General features: G+C 63.2%; 24 protein-coding genes. 11 read left to right on the top strand and 13 right to left on the bottom strand.

The window, feature by feature from the left end; all coding sequences use genetic code 11:
• The first annotated feature begins 18 nt into the window (after nt 1-18).
• Both AWB76_RS10755 and AWB76_RS10750 read left to right on the top strand, forming a co-directional pair.
• Nucleotides 19-756, top strand: coding sequence for a metallophosphoesterase (locus AWB76_RS10755; protein WP_096031278.1), 738 nt, complete (start codon nt 19-21; stop codon nt 754-756).
• A gap of 73 nt (nt 757-829) precedes the next feature.
• A complete protein-coding gene (locus AWB76_RS10750) occupies nt 830-2,158 on the top strand; it encodes a DNA topoisomerase IB (protein ID WP_061160116.1) in 1,329 nt (442 codons plus the stop codon).
• 13 nt (nt 2,159-2,171) lie between these two features.
• Here AWB76_RS10750 and AWB76_RS10745 read toward each other — a convergent pair whose 3' ends face one another.
• The 3 genes from AWB76_RS10745 to AWB76_RS10735 form a co-directional block, all read right to left on the bottom strand.
• A complete protein-coding gene (locus tag AWB76_RS10745) occupies nt 2,172-2,903 on the bottom strand; it encodes an RES family NAD+ phosphorylase (protein ID WP_061160115.1) in 732 nt (243 codons plus the stop codon).
• Nucleotides 2,903-3,340, bottom strand: a complete 438-nt coding sequence (locus tag AWB76_RS10740; protein ID WP_061160114.1) for an MbcA/ParS/Xre antitoxin family protein — start codon at nt 3,338-3,340, stop codon at nt 2,903-2,905. Before AWB76_RS10740 ends, AWB76_RS10745 begins: the two co-directional genes overlap by 1 nt.
• Nucleotides 3,341-3,433: 93 nt before the next feature.
• Nucleotides 3,434-3,706, bottom strand: coding sequence for a DUF2866 domain-containing protein (locus AWB76_RS10735; protein WP_061160113.1), 273 nt, complete (start codon nt 3,704-3,706; stop codon nt 3,434-3,436).
• A 277-nt stretch (nt 3,707-3,983) separates the two neighbouring features.
• Here AWB76_RS10735 and AWB76_RS10730 point away from each other — a divergent pair, with 277 nt between their 5' ends.
• Both AWB76_RS10730 and AWB76_RS10725 read left to right on the top strand, forming a co-directional pair.
• Complete coding sequence (locus tag AWB76_RS10730; protein WP_061160193.1) at nt 3,984-4,208, top strand: hypothetical protein; 225 nt, start codon at nt 3,984-3,986, stop codon at nt 4,206-4,208.
• A gap of 17 nt (nt 4,209-4,225) precedes the next feature.
• The gene (locus tag AWB76_RS10725) at nt 4,226-4,537 is read left to right on the top strand and encodes a hypothetical protein (protein ID WP_061160112.1); all 312 of its coding nucleotides are present in this window, start codon (nt 4,226-4,228) and stop codon (nt 4,535-4,537) included.
• A 92-nt stretch (nt 4,538-4,629) separates the two neighbouring features.
• Here AWB76_RS10725 and AWB76_RS38770 read toward each other — a convergent pair whose 3' ends face one another.
• Complete coding sequence (locus AWB76_RS38770; RefSeq protein WP_064506474.1) at nt 4,630-4,788, bottom strand: DUF3309 family protein; 159 nt, start codon at nt 4,786-4,788, stop codon at nt 4,630-4,632.
• A 328-nt stretch (nt 4,789-5,116) separates the two neighbouring features.
• Nucleotides 5,117-6,703: an inorganic phosphate transporter gene (locus AWB76_RS10720; protein WP_061160111.1), complete on the bottom strand. Its 1,587-nt coding sequence runs from the start codon at nt 6,701-6,703 to the stop codon at nt 5,117-5,119.
• Between the two features lie 181 nt (nt 6,704-6,884).
• On the opposite strand from AWB76_RS10720, the gene AWB76_RS10715 reads away from it, so the two are divergent.
• Entirely contained in the window at nt 6,885-8,381 is a 1,497-nt protein-coding gene (locus tag AWB76_RS10715; protein WP_061160110.1) for a CHAD domain-containing protein, read from the top strand.
• A 44-nt stretch (nt 8,382-8,425) separates the two neighbouring features.
• Nucleotides 8,426-9,250: a TOBE domain-containing protein gene (locus tag AWB76_RS10710; protein WP_061160109.1), complete on the top strand. Its 825-nt coding sequence runs from the start codon at nt 8,426-8,428 to the stop codon at nt 9,248-9,250.
• 29 nt (nt 9,251-9,279) lie between these two features.
• Here AWB76_RS10710 and AWB76_RS10705 read toward each other — a convergent pair whose 3' ends face one another.
• Nucleotides 9,280-9,966 carry a phosphatase PAP2 family protein gene (locus AWB76_RS10705; protein ID WP_061160108.1) on the bottom strand — a complete coding sequence of 229 codons (687 nt, stop codon included), beginning with the start codon at nt 9,964-9,966 and terminating at the stop codon, nt 9,280-9,282.
• A gap of 332 nt (nt 9,967-10,298) precedes the next feature.
• Between AWB76_RS10705 and AWB76_RS10700 the strand changes: the two genes are divergently transcribed.
• Together AWB76_RS10700 and AWB76_RS38765 are read left to right on the top strand one after the other, a co-directional pair.
• Complete coding sequence (locus tag AWB76_RS10700) at nt 10,299-11,459, top strand: extracellular catalytic domain type 1 short-chain-length polyhydroxyalkanoate depolymerase (protein ID WP_061160107.1); 1,161 nt, start codon at nt 10,299-10,301, stop codon at nt 11,457-11,459.
• 138 nt (nt 11,460-11,597) lie between these two features.
• Complete coding sequence (locus AWB76_RS38765; RefSeq protein WP_064506473.1) at nt 11,598-11,771, top strand: DUF3563 family protein; 174 nt, start codon at nt 11,598-11,600, stop codon at nt 11,769-11,771.
• A 92-nt stretch (nt 11,772-11,863) separates the two neighbouring features.
• On the opposite strand, the gene AWB76_RS10695 is transcribed toward AWB76_RS38765, so the two are convergent.
• The 5 genes from AWB76_RS10695 to AWB76_RS10675 form a co-directional block, all read right to left on the bottom strand.
• Entirely contained in the window at nt 11,864-12,283 is a 420-nt protein-coding gene (locus AWB76_RS10695) for an organic hydroperoxide resistance protein (RefSeq protein ID WP_061160106.1), read from the bottom strand.
• Nucleotides 12,284-12,414: 131 nt separating this feature from the next.
• Nucleotides 12,415-12,876 carry a MarR family winged helix-turn-helix transcriptional regulator gene (locus tag AWB76_RS10690; protein WP_061160105.1) on the bottom strand — a complete coding sequence of 154 codons (462 nt, stop codon included), beginning with the start codon at nt 12,874-12,876 and terminating at the stop codon, nt 12,415-12,417.
• A 108-nt stretch (nt 12,877-12,984) separates the two neighbouring features.
• Nucleotides 12,985-13,806: a BPSS1780 family membrane protein gene (locus AWB76_RS10685; RefSeq protein WP_061160104.1), complete on the bottom strand. Its 822-nt coding sequence runs from the start codon at nt 13,804-13,806 to the stop codon at nt 12,985-12,987.
• An 8-nt stretch (nt 13,807-13,814) separates the two neighbouring features.
• On the bottom strand, nt 13,815-14,783 hold the full coding sequence (locus AWB76_RS10680) for a homoserine kinase (protein WP_061160103.1): 969 nt from the start codon (nt 14,781-14,783) through the stop codon (nt 13,815-13,817).
• Between the two features lie 119 nt (nt 14,784-14,902).
• Nucleotides 14,903-15,313, bottom strand: coding sequence for a hypothetical protein (locus AWB76_RS10675; RefSeq protein WP_061160102.1), 411 nt, complete (start codon nt 15,311-15,313; stop codon nt 14,903-14,905).
• Nucleotides 15,314-15,544: 231 nt separating this feature from the next.
• On the opposite strand from AWB76_RS10675, the gene AWB76_RS10670 reads away from it, so the two are divergent.
• A complete protein-coding gene (locus AWB76_RS10670; RefSeq protein WP_061160101.1) occupies nt 15,545-17,071 on the top strand; it encodes an AMP nucleosidase in 1,527 nt (508 codons plus the stop codon).
• 36 nt (nt 17,072-17,107) lie between these two features.
• Here AWB76_RS10670 and AWB76_RS10665 read toward each other — a convergent pair whose 3' ends face one another.
• Together AWB76_RS10665 and AWB76_RS10660 are read right to left on the bottom strand one after the other, a co-directional pair.
• On the bottom strand, nt 17,108-17,971 hold the full coding sequence (locus AWB76_RS10665) for a hypothetical protein (RefSeq protein WP_157696092.1): 864 nt from the start codon (nt 17,969-17,971) through the stop codon (nt 17,108-17,110).
• A 269-nt stretch (nt 17,972-18,240) separates the two neighbouring features.
• Nucleotides 18,241-18,990, bottom strand: a complete 750-nt coding sequence (locus tag AWB76_RS10660) for an LOG family protein (protein ID WP_061118313.1) — start codon at nt 18,988-18,990, stop codon at nt 18,241-18,243.
• A 1-nt stretch (nt 18,991) separates the two neighbouring features.
• On the opposite strand from AWB76_RS10660, the gene polA reads away from it, so the two are divergent.
• Together polA and AWB76_RS10650 are read left to right on the top strand one after the other, a co-directional pair.
• Nucleotides 18,992-21,730: a DNA polymerase I gene (polA, locus tag AWB76_RS10655; protein ID WP_061160099.1), complete on the top strand. Its 2,739-nt coding sequence runs from the start codon at nt 18,992-18,994 to the stop codon at nt 21,728-21,730.
• 152 nt (nt 21,731-21,882) lie between these two features.
• Complete coding sequence (locus tag AWB76_RS10650) at nt 21,883-23,247, top strand: NAD(P)/FAD-dependent oxidoreductase (RefSeq protein ID WP_061160098.1); 1,365 nt, start codon at nt 21,883-21,885, stop codon at nt 23,245-23,247.
• The last annotated feature ends 29 nt before the right edge of the window (nt 23,248-23,276 follow it).

Here is a 23,276-nt window from a genome sequence, read left to right as displayed (position 1 = left end):
CAGCGCTATCATCGACGCATGAATGGTCCTACCTATCCTATCGTCTGCAGGCATCCTGCCAATGATCTCGGCCGCGATTTCGTGGTCGGCGATCTGCATGGCTGCGTCGATGCGCTGCGTTATCTTCTGCACGAAATCGGCTTCGATGGCGCGCGGGACCGGCTGTTTTCCGTCGGCGATCTGGTCGATCGCGGCACGGACTCGCTCGCGGCCATCGATCTCATCGACAAGCCGTGGTTCTTTCCGGTGCTCGGCAATCACGAGGATGCGCTGATCTCGGTCGCGACCGGCGCGATGCGGCGGCAGTCCTGGTACGCGATCGGCGGCGCGTGGGCCGAAACCGTTCCCGACGACGAACTCTCCGCGCTTGCCACGCGGCTCTCGACGCTGCCGCTCGTGCGTATCGTCGGCGAGGGCGAGCGGCGCTTCAACGTGCTGCACGCAGAGTTCTTCGGCAACGACGCCGAACTCGATGCCGGCGATTTCCACGAAGACGTGCGCAACCAGATTCTGTGGGGCCGCGGCCTCGCGCTCGGTCATGCGGACCCGGCCCAGCAGTTCGGGCTGTCGCCGACCTACTGCGGCCATACGCCGACGCGCGCGGTGAAGCAGATCGGCTCGCAGATTTACATCGATACCTGCGCGTTTGCGCCGGAAGGCCGGCTGACGATCGTCCAGGCCGGCACCGACGAACGCTGGTCCGTGAAAGAGCGCTGGGCCTCGTCGGAAGGCGCGCGCGAGCTTGCGTTGCCGTGACGTCCGCATCACGCGGCACGCATGTTGCTCGAAGCATCGCCATCGACAGAAGAACAATCAGGCGAGGCGCACGGTGGCTAGAATCCGAACGAACGACGAGACAGGCGGCGGGGCCAGCGACCGTCTGACGGCCGGCGTGCAAGGTTGCCTGGAAGATTTGCCGCCGGGATTGCGCTACGTCGACGATTCACGGCGCGGCTACACGCGCGAATGGATCGACGGCGCGTTCGCGTACTTCAACACGCAGGGCAAGCGCATCGACGACGAAGCCGAGATTCGCCGCATCAACGCACTCGCGATTCCGCCCGCCTATACCGCGGTCTGGATTTGCCCGGACGCGCGCGGCCATCTGCAGGCGACCGGACGCGATGCGCGCGGCCGCAAGCAATATCGCTATCACCCGCAGTGGCGCGAAACCCGCGACGCCAACAAGTACGAACGCATGCTCGCGTTTTCCGCGGTGCTGCCGAAACTGCGCTCGCGCGTCGCACGCGATCTGTCGCTCGATGGCATGCCGCGCAACAAGGTGCTCGCGACCGTCGTGCGTCTGCTCGACACGACGCTGATCCGGGTCGGCAGTGAAGAATACGCGCGCGAGAACCGCTCGTACGGACTGACGACGCTGAGAAAACGCCATCTGAAGGTATCGGCGGGAACGTTGCGGTTCAGGTTTCGCGGCAAGAGCGGCATCGAGCACGATGTCGCCGTGAGCGACGCGCGAGTCGCGCGCATCGTCAAACGCTGCATGGATCTGCCGGGTCAGGATCTCTTCCAGTATCTCGATGAAGACGGCGAACGTCATTCGGTCTCTTCATCCGACATCAACGAGTATCTGCACGAGATCACCGGCGCGGAGTTTACGGCGAAGGACTATCGCACGTGGGCCGGCAGTGTGTTCGCGCTCGCGGCGCTGAGAAAGCTTCAATGGGAGACGGTGACCGAGGCGCGCAAGCATGTCGTCGGCACGGTGAAGGAAGTCGCGCAACTGCTGCGCAACACGCCCGCCGTGTGCCGCAAATGCTATGTGCATCCGGCCGTGATCGAGGCATTCGAAGCGGGCGAGCTGGCCGAGTCGATGCCCGCGTCGCGCCGTCACGGACTCAAGACCGACGAGGCCGCGCTTGCCATCTTCCTCGAAAAGGACGCGAAACGCCGCACGCGCGAGGCGGCGCGCAAGAATCGCAAGGGCGCAGCGCCGAGCGATGCGCGACTCTCCCGGCTGCTCGGCGAATCGAGCCGCAAGGCGCGCGCCGGTGCGCTGAAGGCGGGCAGCAAGAGCGCGGCGTCGCAGGCGCTTGAGCAGGTCGCGAAAAAGCCGGCGAGAAAGGCGGCGCGGCCGGCGTCGAAGAAGCTCGCGCGCACGCGCACCGAAACGGCGGTGGCGATCGGCCGAGGCGCGTGAAACGTTTGCCCGTTCAGCCGACCTGATTCAGCTCGAACACGTAATCGATCGTCTCGCCATTCCAGTTGTATTCGAGATACGCCGCGTGACGGCAATCGCGCAGCATCGTCGTGCGCAACGCGGCGAGGCATTCGCCTTGCGGATCGCGCACCGACGGATACGCGATCCCCGACGCGCCCGCCGCCCGCACCGCGCGTCCGAGCGCCTTGCCGGGGCCGTAGTCGTCCGGCGCGAGAATGCGCGGATCGAGGCCCGCCTGCGCGATTGCATCGCCGCGCAGATCGACGACTTCGCCGTGCGCCATCACCGTGTAGAGACGCATCTGCTGACGCATCGGCGCTTCGTTCGTCGCGGCGAGAAAAAGCCCCGAGTGATAGCGCGTCTCCGCGATCGCCGTCTGCCGTTCGCGGCCGCAATAGAACACGCCGTAGCTGCCGTCGGAGAAGCGGCTGCCGGCCGGATTCAGATGCGTGAACGCGGCCATGATCGGCCCGCAGCCCGGACCGAAACAGCGTTCCTCGGCGGGCACGAGATCGAGTTCGCCGACTTCCGTGCGCAGACGGTCGTTGGTCATGGCTTCCAGCGCATAGAGCGCTTCGAAATCCTGCGGCGATGCGACGCGATCGAAGAGATTGACGGCCGGAAAACGCGTGGGAATCACGCGATACGCGGGCGACCAGTCGAGCAGGCTATGCGGCCACCGCTCGCGCCAGTTCGGCGCGTCCTTGCTGAAAGCGATTCCCATCACGCCCAGCCGCCTCGCATCGCGTCGAGATATTGGCGCACGGCGACGAGATCGCTGATATTGCCCGCCAGCAGACGATCGAGCGCCGGACGCCCGCCGAAGGGCGGCGCGGCGTTGGGGCGGCGAATCCAGGTATCGGCGGCTTTGGGATCGGGAAGGAGGATTTGCAGCGCCTTGTAGATGCCGAGAATCAGCGAAAGGCGCTCGAGCGTGTCGCGTGCGAGCCGGGCGGACTCGGGGTCATGCTTCCACTTGAAGTACGTGGAGCGCCCCGGCGAGCCCAGCAGCGTAATCTGCTCTTCCGCCGATAGCGCCCAGTCGCGGGCAATATTGAAAAAGGCGCGCAGGCCGGCGGCGGACAAATCGCTCGAATCCAGCGCCGGACGCGGCACCGGGTGGCCGGCCGGCGTAGGTTCGGCGCGTGCGGCGTTAGGCATGTCATCAAGTCTCAAAAGGAACTTGAACGGTATATTAGTCCACATTTGGATTAATACAAGCATGCCATGAGACTTTTTACTCGCAGCGCCGGATCAGTCCTCTTCGTCGTTCGGGCCGTAGCGGCGGCCGGGCACGTGGGATTTGAGCGCATCGGCGATTTGCGAGGGCGTGCAATCGGCGGGAACCACACGGCGCTGCACACGCTGGTCATTCTTCAGCACCCATTCGACCATGCGATAAGGCGGGCTCCACGGCGGTTCGACCGGCAAGGACAGGCGGCATTCGCGCAGTGTGAGCGCGTATTGCTTGCGCAACGTCGGGGCGAGATTGGAGGCGCTTCGGCGCGCGGCGGTATTGGATGGCATGGCACATTCCCTCTCGGTGATGGCTCGGCCGTCCGGCGTGGACGGCTGCAATGGAGCCGGATCGCGAGACGAGTGTGTAACGGGAGAATTAAGGGCGACTTAATCGCGAAGGATGCCGCCGCACCACGCGACAAAATGCCGCCGCACGCAGCCGAAGCCGGCGCGGCGCGGCGGTCAAGAGGCGCTTCGGCATTTTCACCACGCGACGCGGCGCTTGTTTGCCACGACGTCGGCTTACTGTATATTCGTACAGCTTGTCTGCAACAGGAGCTTGCCGATGAATCCACGCAACGACCCGTTGGAAGCCGCCGCGCTCGAACGTTTCATGCGCGCGACGCGCGCGGTCAACGCCGCGTTCGACGCCACGCGAGGCGAGCCGGATCTCGTGCATGACGGGCGCTCCGTCGCGCGCTCGCTCGAGCGTCTCGACGCCGCGTTGCGCGAGCTGGAAACATCCGAGCAGACGCTCGACGCCATCCTCTCGCGCAGAGCGGGCCACTAACCGTTGGAGCGAATCACTTGAAGCGCGTATTCCTGATCGTTGTTCTTCTGATCGGCTCGTCGTCGCTTTTTGCGGCCGAGCATTACACGGAAGTCTGGAATCCTCCTGAAGCGCAGCCCGTGAAGGGCAAGAGCAAGACCCATTCGGCCACGCAGACGGCGGCCAGGAAAAAGCACAAGAGCGCGACATCGGTGAAGCAGGTCGCCGATAAAGCCCAGATCGATCAATCGCCGGTCACGGCGCATCCGAAGGCATCGTCGTCGCCGCGGCAGACCGAGCCGGTCATCCCGCGCAAGATCGAGCCGAACGGGCAAGTGATGCGTGTTTGACGGCTGTCACCATCCATATAAAAAGGGGCGCCCCGACGGAGCGCCCCTTTTTTCTTGTGCAGCTGAATGCGGCCGCGCGAGGCCACAACGGGTCACAAACGTCCCATCAACAGCAGAACGATCACCACGACCAGCACGACGCCGACGATCCCGCTCGGCCCGTAGCCCCAGCTGCGGCTGTGCGGCCAGGAAGGGATGGCGCCGATCAAGAGCAGGATCAGGATGATCAGCAGTATGGTTCCGATCGTCATTCGATTTCTCCTAGTTCAAATGACCGCGTGACGCATCGGCGCCCGGCGCAGCCTCCCAACTGTCATCGACAGTCATGCGCCGGGGAGCGGCGGTTCGTAGCCGCCGGCACGATCAGTCTTGCGATCGACGTGAGCAGTAGAGCAATGGCCGTGCCAGTGAGCATAAAAGCCCGTGGCACAAGGCTTCCCGCGCCGCGAGGAAACGTGCGCCTGAGCAGACCATTGTCGAAAAGGAGAGGCGAAACGAGGCAGGGTGGGCAAAACTTGCACGGCGCGCGAAAGCCCGTCGAAGGCGATGCGCGCGCCGCTCGTAAGCAGGATCAGAACATCAGAAGATGCTGCGGAACGCCCAGAACAAGAGGCCCGCGAGCGCGATCGAAACCGGCAGCGTCAGAATCCACGCGAGCGCGAGGCTGCGCACGGTGCGCCATTGCAGGCCGGAGCCGTTCGCGGCCATCGTGCCCGCGACGCCTGAGGACAGCACGTGCGTCGTGCTGACCGGCAGGCCGTAGGCATCGGCGGCGCCGATGGTCAGCATCGCGACGAGTTCCGCCGACGCGCCTTGTCCATACGTCAGATGCGTCTTGCCGATACGCTCGCCGACCGTCACGACGATGCGCTTCCAGCCGACCATCGTGCCGAGTCCCAGCGCCACCGCGACGGCGACCTTCACCCACGTCGGAATGAACTTGGTCGCATGGTCGAGTTGCTTCTTGTAGTTGTTGAGCACGCCGTCATCGTCCTTGGAGAACACGGGCGCCTTCTGCTTCTCCATGATGCGCAGCGCTTCGGACGCGATGTACATCTCGTTGCGCACGTTGCGGACGTTGCCTTGCGGCACTTCGGCCATCGTCTGATTCGGACGGATCTGCGATTCGATCGAGTCGACCACGCTCTTCAGCGACGCGATCGTGTCCGGCGCGAGCGTCTTCGTCTGCACGTATTTTTCGACTTGCGCACGCGCGTCGGCGGCGGGCGCGGCGCCGTTGCTGTAACGCTGCAGCACTTCCGATGCGCTGTGGCTCACCGCGACGAACGTCTGCGTCTCATTCGCCGTCACCGCCTTGTTCAGCGCGTAAGCGGTCGGCACGGTGCCGATCAGGATCAGCATGATGAGGCCCATGCCTTTCTGGCCATCGTTCGAACCGTGCGCGAACGACACGCCCGTGCAGGTCAGGATCAGCAGGCAGCGAATCCAGAACGGCGGCGGCGTGTTCTTCTCCGGCTCCTTGTAGAGCGCGGGCACGCGCACGACGAGCTTCAGCACGTAGAGCAGAAAGCCCGCGAGGATGAAGCCGACCAGCGGCGAGAACAGCAGCGACTTGCCGACGGACATCGCCTGGCTCCAGTCGACGCCCGACGTGCCGTTCGTGCCGTGCAGCATCTGGTTCATGAGGCCGACGCCGATCACCGAGCCGATCAGCGTATGCGAGCTCGACGAAGGCAGGCCGAGCGCCCACGTGCCGAGATTCCAGATGATTGCCGCGATCAGGAGCGCGAAGACCATCGCGAAGCCCTGCGAGCTGCCGACGCCGAGAATCAGCTCCACCGGCAGCAATTGCAGGATGCCGAACGCGACCGCGCCGCTCGAAATCAGCACGCCGATGAAATTCCATGCGCCCGACCAGACGACCGCTAAGTTTGGCGTCAAAGAGTGCGTGTAAATTACGGTGGCGACGGCGTTCGCGGTGTCGTGAAAGCCGTTGACGAATTCGAAGCCGAGCGCGATCAGTAGCGCGATGCCGAGCAGGATGTACGGAAACGCCGACGATTCGCGCACGGGCGCGAGGTCTTCGAGCAGATGCAGGACGCAGTACACCGCGCCCGCGCCGATGGCGAGCAGGAACAGCAGCAGCGCGAGGCGCTGCCCGAGCGTGCGGCCCGCTTGGGATTGGGGAAATGCAATCTGGTTCATGAACGCGTCCTTGGGGCTGGTCTTGCGCGAGGTCGTATCTGAAGGTGAAAAAGCAGACGAGAAGCGTTTCGGAAGTTCAAATGGGCATGTTTCCCGGCGCGTGTGTCGATTTCATGAACCGGCGAACAACGGTCATTTCGTATGAATTGACGGGCGGCGCGAGACCGCTCCGGGAGACTTCATGACGATGTGGATCGAGGTGACGCTGCAGGCGCATCCATCGGACGGCGGATCGTTCGGCACGCTCGCCGACGCGTTGCAGCGCATCGCCGCATTCGCGGGCGTGACGCCCGTCCGCACGCGCTTCGCAACGCGCGATGTCCCGCTGGACGCGGCGGGTTGGCGGCTGTCGCTAGAAACGCGGTCGGGCGCGCGCACGCTGTGCGCCGTGCATGAGAAGGGCGGGCCGATGCCCGGCTTTACACGCTATCGGACCTTTGCGCGGCCTGCGGGCGAGGATTTGAAGGCGTCGCTGACCGAGTTCGCGGAGGTCGACGAAGCGTTGCGCGAGCCGCTCGCGAAAGCGCATCTGGACGTGGCGCCTGAAAGCACCGCGACGCTCGACGACGGCGCGCCCGAGGTCGAGCGCGAGGTCGAACGCATCGAATGGCGCGTCGATGCGGGCGGCGCGGACATTCGCGTGGCGCTCGAAACGGCGGAAGGCGGGCGGCCGATGCTGCGGTTCGCGGCGCCATCGGTGAACGGCGCGCTGGACGCCGTCTTCGCGCTCGCGGGCGAGGCGATCGACGCCGCGCCGTTTTTCATCGCGCCGGACGATGCGCATCGATCCGACGCGGAACCCGTGCATGCCGCGAAACTCGATCTGCCGCGCACGGCGACGCGCCGCGAAGCGTTCGTCGCGATTGCGTCGTCGGTGGCCGGGCAGTGGTTCGGCAACGCGATGGCTGCGCAAGCGGGTCTCGGCGACGAGCACGTGCATCAGTTGCGCGTCGCGCAGCGCCGGCTGAAGACGCTGCTGAAGCTCTTCCCCGGCGATATCGACGATGCCTGGAACACGCGCATCGCACCCGATCTGAAGTGGTTCGGCGACCTGCTCGCCGATGCACGCGACTGGGACGTCTTCACCGACAGCACGTTGCCCGCCTACGCCGAATCGGACGACGATGCCGAACGCTGGCAATCCGTTATCGCCGCCGCGGATGCGAAGCGCCGTGCCGCGCGGGATTTGGCGCGCGAGGCGCTCGCGTCGAAGCGTCACGCGCGTCTGACGCTCGCGGTCGTCGAGTGGCTCGCGCGGTTTGCATCGCACGAAGACGAAGCGCCAATGCACTTCGTCACGTATGCCGGGAAGCGCATCCGCAAGGACTATCGGCGGATTGCGCGCGTGCCCGATCTCGTGTCGCTCGAAGCGCGCGAGCGGCATCGCGTGCGCATCCATGCAAAGCGCCTGCGCTATGCGCTCGAATTCTTCCGCTCGGTGACGTCGCGGCGCACGCGCACGGACACCGCGAAGCTGCTCGGCGCATTGCAGACGGTGCTGGGCGAAGCGAACGACGCGGCCGTCGCCGCCGACCGGCTCTCGGCGCTGCCCGAAGCCAGCGATTATCAGCGCGGCTTCGCGCGGGCGTGGGGCGCGGCGTCGGCGCGCAAGGACGCGCAGGAAGGCGAGCGGCTGCTTCGTTCGATGCATCGTCCGCGTGTGAAGGCATCGATATAATGCGTCACGCGTTCATTGTTTCAGCACGATCCCAGAGGCGATAGATGAGTAAAACAGCACCGTCGAAGGTGCGCGATCCGCTGAAACTCGGTGGTTCCGTCTGGCTGCGAAGCGGCACGGAAACGCTGGGCGGCTCGGCGCGCATCGCACTGCTGGCCGCGATTCGCGACTCGGGATCGATCACCGCAGCGGCGAAGGCCGTCGGCATGAGTTACAAGGGCGCGTGGGACGCCGTCGATACGATGAACAACCTTGCCGGCGAGCCGCTCGTGATGAGCGCGACCGGCGGCAAGGGCGGCGGCGGCACGACGCTCACGCCGGCCGCGCTGCGCCTCATCGACACCTATGGTGCGATCGAGCGCGAGCATCGGAAATTTCTGGAACGGGCGGGCGCGGCCATCGAAGGCTTCGCCCACGACTGGCAACTGATCGGAAGACTAGGCATGAAGACAAGCGCGCGCAATCAACTGGCCGGGAAGGTGACGAAGGTCACGCGCGGCGCCGTCAACGATGAAATCGAGCTCGGCTTGCCCGGCGGACAGACGATCGTCGCGGTCGTCACGCACGAAAGCACGCAGTCGCTGGGTCTGAAGGAAGGCAGCGATGCCTTCGCGCTCATCAAGGCGTCGTGGGTCATGCTGATGGAAGACACGAACGCGAAGCTGTCGGCGCGCAATCAGTTGCGCGGCACGGTGGCCAGCGTGACGAAGGGCGCGGTGAACGCGGAAGTGTCGCTGTCGCTCGACGGCGGCACGACGATCACCGCGATCATCACGAATCAGAGCGCCGATACGCTCGGTCTCGCGCAAGGTCAGAAGGCCGTCGCGGTGATCAAGGCGTCGAGCGTGATCATCGGCGTGAACGACTAAAGGTTCATGCCGCGAACGCGACGGCCGTGTCAGGCGGCCGTGCGTTCGTCCGGTTGCAGTTCCGTGCGGCGTTCCGGCGCGCGAAAAGCCTTCGCCTTCCAGCTCGCCCGCACATACGGACGCTCGTGGCCCGAGAGCCCGAGCGCGATTTCCGTGATCCAGTGTTGAGTCGGCACCGGCACGCCGTGCAAGGCCACGACGACCGCCGCGAGACTCGCGGCAACGGGCGCCGGCGCGAGCTTGCCGGACTCGGCGCGCCACGCGAACCACACGAACGCGAGCGCGACCGTCGCGCCGAGCGCACAGCCCGCCACCACTTCCGATACCGAATGCGCGTCGAGCACGACCCGCGATACACCGACCCACACGCCCAATAACAGCCCGATCGCAACGCCGATGGCGCGTACCGCGCCGCGCGTGGGCAGCAGCGCGACGAATATCGCGACCGGCAGCACCGCCGTGGACATGAGCGCATGTCCGCTGATGCCGGTGAAATCGAGATGGCGCACCCCGATACCCCAGCCGATGAAAGCAATCTTGCTCAACGCGACGAGGCCGCTCGCCGCGCCGAGCAGCGCGAGCCACGCGCCCGCGTACTTCCAGCGGTAGCCTAAGGCGAGCCAGGCAGCGACGATGAGCGCCACCGGCCCCATCACGCCGACGCTGCCGAGAGCGGTCACGGAAATCCAGGTGGAAACGGAAAGGTCCACGTTCATGGGTTTTTCTTGGGAATGGAGGTTGCTGCAGTGCGGCAGTGGCTACGCCGGAATGATGTCGATACGAATGCTTCGACAAACCGCCGCAAATCCACGCCAGTATAACGCTTGGGAAGATACTGAATTTTACGACATTGCTGAAACCAGGTTGCGGTTACATCGCGTAACTTTCGTTTAATTTTGGCTATTTTCTTGAACTGCTCTTAATTCATCCCGATATGTAAGCAAGGCACATACGCCACCCCGCCGTTTTGGTGTTATTGTGCAATGCACAACCCGGCGCGCTTTTTTGCCGCGCCATCTCATTGCACGTATGTGGAGGACAAAGCCGAATGTCGAAGAGCCTTACCAAGCTCTGGCTGCGCGGCTTGAGACGCCTGGTCGCTGGCCAGGTCGAAGCGATTCGCGCACCGAAGCCCCGTGCGGCGGCGAAGCCCGCGCGCGCGAAGACCGTCAAATCGAAGCTGAAATCGGGTGCGTCGGCCAAGTCGACTGCGGCGCCTCGCGCCAGCGCGCGTCCCGCGCAGCGCGAATCGCGCGTGCGGCCGCGTGCGTCCGCATGGGCGCGCGGCAAATGGGCGCGCTCCTATCACTCGGCGCCGCCGACGACCGGACGTTTCGTCAATCATTTGTCGTACGCGCTCTATATGCCGCCGAAAACCGGCGCGGAACCGATGCCGCTGGTCGTGATGCTGCACGGCTGCAAGCAGAACGCGGACGAGTTCGCGCAAGGCACGCGCATCAATCTGCTGGCCGACCGGTACGGTTTCGCCGTGTTGTACCCGGAGCAGTCGAAGCACGATCACGCGCATCGCTGTTGGCGCTGGTATGACGATTCCGGCGGCGGAGGCGGCGGCGAGGCTGCGTCCGTGGTGTCGCTCGTGAACGCGATGATCGAAGAGCACGATCTGGATCCAGAGCGCGTCTATGTCGCGGGCATGTCCGCCGGCGCGGGACTCGCGGCGCTGCTCGCCGTGCGTTATCCGCACGTGTTCGCGGCTGTCGGCCTGCATTCGGGCGTGGTTTTCGGCGAAGCGCGCTCGGCTATCGGCGCGATGGACGTCATGCGCCGCGGCGCTCGAAGCGATCCCGTCACGCTGATCGACGCGGCCGTCGACGTCCGCGATTATCCAGGCATGCCGGCGATCATCGTGCACGGCGAACTGGATTCCGTGGTGACGGCTGCGAATGCCGAGCAACTGACGAAGCAGTTTCTGAGGCTGAATGGTTTCCTCGATGCCGCGGGCAATCGCCGGGCGGGCGAGGCGCGCGAAGAGACGCATCCGGACGGCGTCGTCACGGATTACGTCAAGAGCGGCCGACGCGTCGTCAAGACTTCGATCGTGCGCGGTCTCGGCCATTCGTGGGCGGGCGGCGACGACACTGTCGCGTTTCATTCATCGAAAGGGCCGGATTCGTCGGCGGTGATGTGGGAATTTTTCAAGCATCAGCGGCGTCCGGGCGAGGCTGCACGCGACGCGTACGTCGCCTGATGGCCGTGTCCGGCGTTTCGAGTGTTGCAATTTAGTCTTTAGTATCAGCGTTCTAGCGGAAAAGGCTGGTGTTGGATCAGGGATTACCCTATAATCGGTCTCATAGGTAATAACCCCAGTATTCAAGCGAGGCCCACCATGTTCCTGATCAGCCGCATTTTCCTGTTTCTGACGAAGTCCGCCGACCAGCGCGATCGCGCACGCGACGACGCCTATCTCGCCGAAGCCACCGACATTTACGATCTCGAATATCGTATGAAGAAGCTGGACCAGCGTGCCGTGGCGCGTCATCCGGCGTGGATGTCGAACTAAGCTTTTGATTCCGGCGAATGCCGGATCATTGACGGCGGTTCTGAAAATGCCGGCCTTCGGGCCGGCATTTTTCTTTTCGGCTCGCGCTTCGTTTAGATGACCTTCACGCGCACATCGACGTTATTGCGCGTCGCGTTCGAGTACGGGCAGACCTTGTGTGCGGCTTCCACCAGCGCGTGGGCTTCCGTCGCATCGAGGCCGGGGAGCGAAACGCGCAATTCGATGTCGAGCTTGAAACCGCCTGCATCGTTGGGACCGACGCCCACATCGGCGGTGACGGTCGTGTCGGCCGGAACCGCGCGCTTTTGCTGGCCTGCGACGAACTTCATCGCGGACAGGAAGCACGCCGAATAGCCGGCGGCGAACAACTGCTCGGGATTCGTTCCCGCCGCGCCCGATCCGCCCAGTTCCTTCGGCGCGCTCAGTTTCACGTTAAGTTGCTCATCCGAGGAAATCGCGCGGCCATCACGTCCGCCGGTGCTCGTCGCCGTTGCTTTGTACAGGATGTTCATCAGTTCTCTCCGTGTTTCGGTTGTCAGATCGAAGTTGCGTTCACCACGGGCGTAAATGTATCGCGATAATAATTAGTGTGCAAATTAAAATATCGTGATCGCGGCGTTAGCCGGTCGCTATCGCTTAAAGATCAGTTGTCGAGGTATTCGCCGAGCGACGCGCGCAGCCGGGCCAGATCGCTGCGCAGGCGCAACATCGCGTCGAGGTCGGAGCCGGATGCGCAGTAGATTTCCGCCGGAATTGCGCGGGCGGCCTGCTTGAGCGCGCTGCCGGCCTCGGTCAGGTGGATATGGACTTGCCGCTCATCCTCGACGCCGCGCACGCGCTCGACGTAACCCTGCGCTTCGAGACGCTTGAGCAGCGGCGTCATCGTCGCCGAGTCGAGCGAGAGGCGCGCGGCGATTTCCTTGACGGTGAGGTCGTCGGCTTCCCAGAGCACGAGCATCGCCAGATATTGCGGATACGTCAGGCCGAGCTTGTCCAGGAGCGGCTTGTACGCCTTCGTCATCGCGAGCGAAGTCGAATAGAGCGCGAAGCACAACTGCTGATCGAGCTCGAGCGGAAACTCAGGCAAGGCGTTTGACGAAGTCATGACGAAGGCGTCGTGCGGAAGGGCCGTGAAGGCCGGTCTTGCTAGTGTACGTGTAATGCTTCGTGCACGAACGATCGCCGCGCGCGTACGTAGCGCGCGGCGATCCGGTCAGGCGTTGGGGGTGCCGGTCGCGTCGGGAATGTCCGGCGAATCGGGCGATTGCACGCCGAAGCAACCGCGATACGTCGCGTAGAACGAGCAATACAGCGCGGTCGTGACGATGATCGACGCGGGCATCAGCACCGCGAGCGCCATCTCCTGTCCGGTTCCGAGCGCCTGCATCAGCGCGGTCAGGCCGAACGAAACCGCCAGCGCGATGGCGATCCACAGTACGCCGTAGAAAATGAACGCGCCGCGATTGCGCCAGCACGACACCAGGCTGAAGAACAGCGCCTTCGCGGGCGGCACGTCGTGCCACGCGACGAGAATCGGCGCGAACCAGAACAACATCGCGACGGGGATGTAGCACGCCATCGCGACGAGCACTGCAAGCGGGCTGAAGCTCGCGGCGACCGTCTCGGGATCGCCGCTCGGTCCGTCGCCCATCATGATGTTGAGCAGCGTGCCGCCGTCGACGAGCGCCGATGCCGTGAAGATGACCATCATCGCGACGATGTAGAGCGCGCCCAGCGCGAGCAGCCTGCGCGCGACGACGCTGCCATACGAACGGAATCCGTCGACGAGAATGGTCGGCCAGACGGGCTTGCCCGCGATCGTGTTGCGGCACGCCGCCATGAAGCCGACCGCGACGCCCGGAATGAACAGCAGCGGCAGCAGCGGTCCGACGAGCGGCACGCGCGAGATCAGCGTCATCACGAACAGATAGGCGAAGAACACCGTGAGAAACGCAAACGGGTTGCGGCGGAACAGCCAGATGCCCTGGCGGAACCACACGTAGCCGGTCTTGGCCGGAACTTCGATGAGTCGCATGTCGCTGGTTATCGATTAACGGGTGAAGCGGCTTTGACGCGCTCGCGCAGAATGCGTTCGAAATGGCCGGGATCGTGCGCCTTCAGCATTTGTGCTTCGCGCGGGCGATGGAAGTCGAACAGGCGCGAGACCCAGAAGCGCATCGCGCCGGCGCGCAGCATGTCGTTCCAGTGACGCTCTTCGGCAGGCGTGAACGGCCGCACGGTCTGATATGCGCGCAGCATCGCATCGACGCGCGCCGGATCGAGCACGCCCGTTTCGAGATCGATGCACCAGTCGTTCACCGTCACGGCGACATCGAAAAGCCACTTGTCGACGCCCGCGAAATAGAAGTCGAAGAAGCCGCCGAGGCGCGCGTGCTCGCGGCCGTGCGCGAACAGCACGTTGTCGCGGAACAGATCGCAATGACACGGACCTTCGGGCAGCGACGCGTAATCCGCCGAGCCGAAAAACGCCGCCTGATGAGCGAGTTCGTTTTCGAACAGTTCGCGCTGCTCGCGGCTCAGAAACTCGACGATCGACGGCGCCTTTTCCTGCCACCACGAAAGGCTGCGCAGATTCGGCTGATGCTGCGCGAAGTCGCGCCCGGCGAGGTGCAGGCGCGCGAGCATCTGTCCGACTTCGATGCAGTGCGCGGGCGTGGGTGCGAGTTCGGGCGCGCCTTCGAGCTTCGTCACGATCGACGCGGGCTTGCCGTGCAGCATGCCGAAGAGCGAACCGTCGCGGCGCGGCATCGGATCGGGCACGGGCACGCGATGCGACGCCAGATGGCGCATCAGATCGAGATAAAACGGCAGTTGCGTTGCCGTGAGATTCTCGAAGATCGTGAGCACGTATTCGCCGTGCGTCGTCGTGAGAAAGAAATTGCTGTTCTCGATGCCCGACTGGATGCCGCGAAATTCGACGACATCGCCGAGATCGAAGTCTTGCAGCCAGTCGCCGAGATCGGCGTTGGTGACGGGAGTGAAGACGGCCATGCGGGAAACGTCGGTCAGGTTGGACGGCCGGGAAGAGGCCTGTGAATGGTGGCGCCGGACAAGGAGCCGCGGTGCCGCGACCGGCCCGGAAGGAACGGGCCGGAAGCAATCTTACGGGATCAGTAGTGCAGGTTGATCGACGGCAGACGCGTGCTTGCCTTGCCGTTGTCGCGCACTTGCGGCGAGGTATCTGCGGGCGAGCTCATCTGATAGCGCGTGCCGAAATTCGAACGCACGTCGATCTCGACCGGCTTGCCCTTGTCGCGGAATTCGGTGATTTCCGTGCCATTGGTGCTCAATTCGTGATAGCTCGGCGTGCGCGGCGGCGAAATCTCGACTTTCGAGCTGACGTTCGCGGGCGGACGGTTGATGGCTTTCAGATCGGGAAGGCCCGCGGCTTCTTCCGGCGACATTTTCTGCGCCGCCGGTTGGGGATCCGCTTGAGCGGCTTGCTGCGCCGGCTGTGCGAATGCGCCGAAGCTTGCTGCGGCGAGGACGGCCGCGGCGGCGGCGCAAAGGTGCGGCTTCATGATGGTTCTCCAGGCGATGGCCGGATTCTAACAAAACGATTGCTGACTGAGCGCCGAACACACAGCCAACGCCTTATTTTGCGCCGCTTTCGCGAATCATGACTTCTCAAACCAAAAAGGTGTTGCGAGGTGTGATCGCACGCACTCACGTGAAGAGGGACTTCATGGTTCACACATTCTTCCGTGTTAATGTCGATTCATTACGAGGGCATTTGAAGAAGACACAAGATCATGACAAACGACCGGACTCAGAGCACGCAAGGCACGCCCGCCAACGACTTTCCGACCGAATCCTTCGAAGATCCCGCCGCGGCCGTCGCGCGCCTTTCTGCGATCTATGAAGCGAACACCGCATTTCTGCGCGATGCATTCGCGCGCTATCGCCGCAACGAGCAGTTCACGCATCGCGTGCGCGCGTGCTATCCGTTCGTGCGCGTGCGCACCGAGCTCAACTCGCAGATCGATTCGCGGCGCTCGTACGGCTTCGTGGCCGGGCCGGGCATCTACGAGACGACGCTCACGCGGCCCGATCTGTTCGGCGATTATTATCGCGAGCAGTTGCGACTGCTGACGAAAAACCATCACGTGGGCCTCGAAGTGGGCGTGTCCGCGCATCCCATTCCGATTCACTTCGCGTTTGCCGAAGGCATTCATCTCGAAGGCGATCTCGACCGCGATCGGCTGCTCGCGATGCGCAATATCTTCGATACGCCGGACCTCGCGCTGCTCGACGATCGCATCGTCAACGGCACGTACGAGCCGGGGCCGGGCGAGCCGCATCCGCTCGCGCTGTTCACGGCGGCGCGTGTCGATTTCTCGCTGCATCGGCTGAGACACTATACGGCGACGTCGCCCACGCATTTCCAGAACTATGTGCTGTACACGAACTACCAGTTTTATATCGATGAGTTCGTGAAGCTCGGCCGCACCATGATGTCGCGCGCCGACGACGAGGAAACGCGCGCGTATCGCAGCGAGTATTCGTCGTTCGTGGAGCCGGGCGATGTCGTCATGTATAACGCGAACCTCGGCGAGCAGCCCGAGGAAGGCGCGCAGCCCGCGCGTCTGCCGCAGATGCCCGCGTATCACCTGAAGCGCGCGGATGGCAGCGGCATCACGATGGTGAACATCGGAGTGGGGCCGTCGAACGCGAAGACAATTACGGATCACATCGCGGTGCTGCGTCCGCATGCGTGGATCATGCTCGGGCACTGCGCGGGCTTGCGCAATACGCAGCGTCTGGGCGATTACGTGCTGGCGCATGGTTACGTGCGCGAGGATCACGTACTCGATGACGACCTGCCGCTGTGGGTACCGGTGCCTGCGCTCGCGGAAGTGCAGGTTGCGCTGGAACGCGCGGTCGCGCAGGTGACGCAGCTCGAGGGTGTCGACCTGAAGCGCGTGATGCGCACGGGCACGGTCGCAAGCGTCGATAACCGTAACTGGGAACTGCGCGATCATCGCGAGCCGGTGCGGCGTTTGTCGCAAAGCCGCGCGGTGGCGCTCGATATGGAAAGCGCGACGATCGCGGCGAATGGTTTCAGGTTTCGCGTGCCGTACGGGACGTTGTTATGCGTCTCCGATAAACCGCTGCATGGGGAATTGAAGCTGCCGGGAATGGCCGATCAGTTTTATCGGGCGCAAGTGGATCAGCATTTGCAGATCGGCGTCAAGGCGATGGAACTGCTGCGCGAGAATGGGTTGTCGAAGCTGCATTCGCGGAAGTTGCGGAGCTTCGCGGAGGTGGCGTTTCAGTAACGCGATGGGGCGGTTGCAAGGCCGCCCCATCGTCGATTACTGCTGTGGGCGCGGCGTTGCCATCAGCCGCGTGTAGTTCATCCAGCCGGTGACGGGGGCTTCGGTTCCGTGAGACGGTGCGCAGCCAGTCTGCGAATCCTGCTCGTCCGCCGTGCAATAGGCGCCCTCATACGTCACACGCACCCAAGGCGTGTTATTGCCGGATGTTTCGGTGACGTACCGCATAGTGGACGTGTCCACGCTCAGCTTCGAATCCTTCGGGACAATCAGCACTGCTGCGCACGTTGAACCGGGACACGAGCGCAGGTTCATGTCAATACCGCCGAGCCACATATCAACCACCCCGCGGTTCGTTGCAGCGGCGAGCTGTGCTTGAGGCGCCGCGTTTGCGTCGGTTGTCGCCTTCACTGGCGAGGCTCCGAGCCTAGAGATTCGATTCAGATCGTCGTTGCTGACTTTGCGCACGAAGGTGTACTCAGTCTGATTGCCATTTCCGTCCGTGACTTGAAGAGTGGCTGGCGCCGATCCTTCAGTTGGATCGTGGAGCGCGAGCGTGCGAAGCTCATCCCTGGTCGCCCAATTTATCTTGATGACGACAGTCTGATTGTCTGGATCCACATCGCCAAGGCCTACGGGAAGCGGATCGTCACCATCTGCCATTTGCGCTTTGCCCGCAGACGCGTAGACAGTCAGCAGGCCATCACCTTCAAGGGGCTTCCAGACTCCCGACACACTGTCGAGCAAGTCCTTCTTTCTTTGAGCGAGTGCCGCGGCTTTTTGCGCAGGCGTCTCGGGCGCAGGTCGGTCCGGATTTTTATCGTGACAAGCGGAGAGGGCAAATGCCATTGCGGCGGCTGAGATTGCCAGCCGCAGCGAAAGATTCCGGCGGGTGCGTTTCATTGGTATTGCCTGATGCAAGGAAGACTGCCTCACAATTGAGTCTCTATCTCAAAAACTGAAGTAGATTGATAAAAACTATGAGCGAGACAAAAAAATAGCCGCTGGATGCGGCGACTGACTATAAGGTATTACGGCGCGCGATCTTAGCGAGTTGCGCAGGACTTCTCAAGCAATGTCCCACTAATTTGGATAACTATATTTTTCACCGAGACTCGCCAGATAAAAAAGCGAACGGCCGCGATCTCGCGGCGTTCGCTCTTGGGCAATGATTACAAATAGAACATCCGATCTTCATCCGACTTACTTTCCGCCGGCTGCTCGACCGAATCCTCACGATCCTCATAGAACCGCAGCACGGCATCGAGCACCTGATCCGGATCGTCGATGACCTGCATCAGATCCAGATCCTTCGGGCTGATCACGCCGTTGGTCAGAAGCGTGTTCTTGAACCAGTCGAGCAACCCGGCCCAGAACTCCGCGCCGACGAGCACGATCGGCACATGGCGCGACTTCTTCGTCTGGATGAGCGTCAGCACTTCGGCGAGTTCATCCAGCGTGCCGAAGCCGCCCGGCATCACGACGACCGCGTCCGAGTTCTTCACGAACGTGACCTTGCGCGTGAAGAAGTGACGGAAACGCAGCGAGATGTCCTGCCACTGATTGCCCGATTGCTCGTGCGGCAGTTCGATATTCAAGCCCACCGAAGGCGATTTGCCCGCGTGCGCGCCCTTGTTCGCCGCTTCCATGATGCCCGGTCCGCCGCCCGATATGACGGCGAAGCCCGCGTCGGAGAATTTCTGCGCGATTTCGATCGTGAGCTGATAGTACGGCGACTCCGGTTTCAGCCGCGCCGAACCATAGATGCTGATGGCAGGCCGGATCTCCGAGAGGTACTCGGTCGCCTCGATAAACTCTGCCATAATCGTGAACATCTGCCACGATGCGCGAGCCTTCTTGGCCGTCGCGCGCTCTTGATCTGCGAGTGATCGCAGACTCGGAATCACTTTTCTCTTGTTCATAATGCCTGAAGAACTAAGTCTTGAAGGTAAGACCCTGCTATTGGTCGACGGTTCTAGTTACTTGTACCGGGCCTACCATGCAATGCCGGACCTGCGAGGCCCCGACGGCGGGCCCACCGGCGCTCTGTATGGAATGATCAACATGCTGCGGCGCTTGCGGCGCGAAATCAATGCAGAGTATAGCGCGTGCGTATTTGATGCCAAAGGCAAGACTTTCCGCGACGACTGGTACGCCGACTACAAGGCCAACCGGCCCTCGATGCCGGAAGACCTCTCCAGACAGATCGAGCCCATTCACGTCGCGGTGCGCGCGCTCGGCTGGCCGCTCGTCATGATCGAAGGCGTCGAGGCGGACGACGTCATCGGCACGCTCGCAGTCGCAGCCGAGAAGCGCGGCATGAAGGTGATCGTGTCGACGGGCGACAAGGATCTGGCTCAACTCGTGACGGATCATGTCACCCTCATCAATACGATGACCAACGAAACGCTCGACCGCGCCGGCGTGCTCGCCAAGTTCGGCGTGCCGCCGGAGCGTATCGTCGACTACTTGTCGCTGATCGGCGATACCGTCGACAACGTGCCGGGCGTCGAAAAGTGCGGTCCCAAAACGGCGCTCAAGTGGCTCACGCAATACGAAACCCTTGATGGCATCGTAGAACATGCGGGCGAGATCAAGGGTGCGGTAGGAGACAATCTGCGCAAGGCTCTCGACTTCCTGCCGATGGCGCGGAAACTTGTCACCGTCCACACGGAATGCGACCTCACTTCGCAGATCGAATCCATCGGCGACACGCTCATCGCGCGTCCCGAGTCGCGCGACGAACTGCGCGACGTGTTCATGCGTCATGGCTTCAAGACCTGGCTGCGCGAGATCGAAATCGCCGATGCCGTCGAAGGTCCGACCGACACGCCGCCCGCGCAGGTCACCGAAATCGTGCATCACTACGAGACGGTGCAGACGTGGGAGCAGTTCGATACCTGGCTCAAGCGCATCAACGAAGCCGAGATCACGTCCTTCGACAGCGAGACCACGTCGCTCGATCCGATGACCGCGCAGATCGTCGGCATGTCGGTGTCGACGGAGCCAGGTCATGCGGCCTACATTCCGGTCGCGCATCGCGGGCCGGACGCGCCCGAGCAGTTGCCGCGCGACGAAGTGCTCGCGAAGCTCAAGCCCTGGCTCGAGGATGCATCGAAGAAAAAGGTCGGTCAACATCTGAAGTACGACGAGCAGGTGCTCGCCAACTACGGCATCGAATTGCGCGGCGTCGAACATGACACGCTGCTGCAATCGTACGTGCTGGAGTCGCATCGTCCGCACGACATGGACAACCTCGCGTTGCGTCATCTCGGCGTGAAGACAATCAAGTACGAGGACGTCGCGGGTAAGGGCGCATCGCAGATCGGTTTCGACGAAGTGCCGCTCGACAAGGCCTCCGCTTATGCGGCCGAAGACGCCGATATCACGCTGCGTCTGCATCACGCGCTCTATCCGCAGGTGGCGCAGGAGGAAGGCTTGTTGCGCGTGTATCGCGACATCGAGCTGCCGACTTCGCGCGTGCTGCGCAAGATGGAACGTAACGGAGTCCTGATCGATCGCGAACGGCTCGACAAGCAGAGCAATGAGATCGCGAAGCGTCTCATCGATTTGCAGGCGCAGGCGTACGAGCTCGCGGGCGGCGAATTCAATCTCGGCTCACCGAAGCAGATCGGCCAGATTTTCTTCGAGAAGCTGCAATTGCCGGTCGTGAAGAAGACGCCGAGCGGCGCGCCCTCCACCGATGAAGAAGTGCTGCAGAAGCTCGCCGAAGACTATCCGCTGCCGAAGGTGCTGCTCGAACATCGCGGGCTGTCCAAGCTCAAGTCCACGTACACGGACAAGCTGCCGCGCATGGTCAACGCATCGACCGGGCGCGTGCATACGAACTACGCGCAGGCCGTCGCGGTGACGGGGCGTTTGTCGTCGAACGAGCCGAACCTGCAGAACATTCCGGTGCGCACGGGCGAAGGGCGGCGCATTCGCGAAGCGTTCATCGCGTCGCCGGGATGCAAGATCGTATCGGCGGATTACTCGCAGATCGAACTGCGCATCATGGCCCATATTTCCGGCGACCAATCGCTGATGCGCGCGTTCAAGGAAGGCGAGGACGTGCATCGCGCGACGGCGTCGGAAGTGTTCAGCGTGACGCCGCTCGAAGTCGACAACGACCAGCGCCGCATCGCGAAGGTCATCAACTTCGGGCTGATCTACGGCATGAGCTCGTTCGGGCTCGCGTCGAATCTCGGCATCACGCGCGATGCGGCGAAGCTTTATATCGACCGCTATTTCGCGCGTTATCCGGGCGTGGCCGCATACATGGAGAACACGCGTCTGAGCGCGAAGGCGAACGGCTTCGTCGAAACCGTGTTCGGCCGGCGCCTGTGGCTGCCCGAAATCAACGGCGGCAGCGGCCCGCGCCGGCAGGCGGCGGAACGTGCCGCGATCAACGCGCCGATGCAGGGCACCGCAGCGGATCTCATCAAGCTCTCGATGATCGCCGTGCAGGACTGGCTCGAAACATCGGGCAACGGCGCGAAGATGATCATGCAGGTGCACGATGAACTCGTGCTCGAAGTGCCCGAGGAAGCGCTGCCCGATGTCAGGAAGCGCTTACCTGAACTGATGTGCGGCGTCGCGAAGCTGAACGTGCCGCTCGTCGCGGAAGTGGGCGTCGGCAATAACTGGGAAGAAGCGCACTGAAATTCTTTGCGCAAGGACATATGCGGCACATGTCGCGTATGTCCTACATGTTGGTGACGCGCTTGTGACTGTCATCGAAGCTCCGCACAATGTTTGAATCGAGGAAGACAAGCACGAAGGCCGATCGAATATAAAAGCACAGGGAGAGTTCCATGCATCGCTTCATCATCGTCGGCGGAGGGGCCGGCGGCCTCGAACTCGCGACGCGTCTCGGCGACCGCTTCGGCTCGACGGACGGCAAAGCGCCGCCAAAAGCGCAAGTCACGCTCGTCGACCGCAATCCGACCCACATCTGGAAACCGCTCCTGCATGAAGTCGCGGCGGGCAGCATGGACCCGTTCACGCAAGAGCTCGAATACGCCGCGCAAGCCTTATGGCATGGCTTCGAGTTTCAGCAGGGCGAACTCGTCGGACTGAACCGTGCGACGAAGCGCATCACGATCGGCCCGTTGCGCGATGAAGAAGCGGGCGAACTCCTGCCCGAGCGCGAGCTGGAGTACGACACGCTCATTATCGCCATCGGCAGCACGACGCATTTCTTCGGCGTCGAAGGCGCGCAGCAGAATTCCATCGCGCTCGATACCGTCGGCCAGGCCGAACTCTTTCGCAAGCGCCTGATCGCGGCCTGCATGCGCGCGGAGCATTTCGCGCCCGAGCCGGTCGCGGCGGGCGTGGACGAAGCCGAGGACGAGCCGGGCGTCGATCCGGTGCCGCGCATCCAGGTGGCGATCGTCGGCGCGGGCGCGACGGGCGTCGAATTGTCGGCGGAATTGCGCAACACCGCGCAGGTGCTTTCCGCATACGGATTGCACAAGCTCGATCCGAAGCACGATATCGGCATCGTGCTGATCGAAGCGGGGCCGCGCATTCTGCCCGCGTTGCAGGAGCGCGTGTCCATTGCGACGGCGGAACTGCTGACCAAGCTCGGCGTGAAGCTGATGACGGCGGAAACGGTCGCGCAGGTTTCGCGCGACACGATCCGCACGGCGAGCGGCAAGACGATTCGCGCCGATCTCACCGTCTGGGCGGCGGGCATCAAGGCGCCCGCGATCCTCGCCAATCTCGATGGTCTCCCGACCAACCGGCTCGGCCAGCTCGTCGTGCGCCGCACGCTGCAAACCGAAACCGACGACAACGTCTTCGCGCTCGGCGACTGCGCCGCCTGTCCGTGGCCCGGCAACGAGCGCAACGTGCCGCCGCGCGCGCAGGCCGCGCATCAGCAGGCGAGCTTTCTGTTCAAGTCGTTCGAGCGGATGCTGCAGGGCAAGCCGCTGCCCGAGTACACCTACCGCGACTTCGGCTCGCTGGTGTCGCTCGGGCATTACAGCGCGGTCGGCAATCTGATGGGCGGGCTGATCGGCGGCAACATGCTGATCGAAGGGCTCTTCGCGCGCTTCATGTACATGTCGCTGTACCGTTTGCACGTGGCGGCGCTGCACGGCTACGCGCGCATGGTGCTCGATACCGTCGCGCACTGGCTGCGCCGTTCCACCGCGCCGCGCGTCAAGCTGCACTGACACGGAATAGAACGCCTGCGTCATTCGTT

This window comes from Caballeronia temeraria, from assembly GCF_001544795.2.
Classification (GTDB): Bacteria; Pseudomonadota; Gammaproteobacteria; order Burkholderiales; family Burkholderiaceae; genus Caballeronia; species Caballeronia temeraria.
The sequence above is the reverse complement of the archived record's forward strand: the minus strand, read 5'-3'. Positions and strand labels throughout refer to the sequence as shown.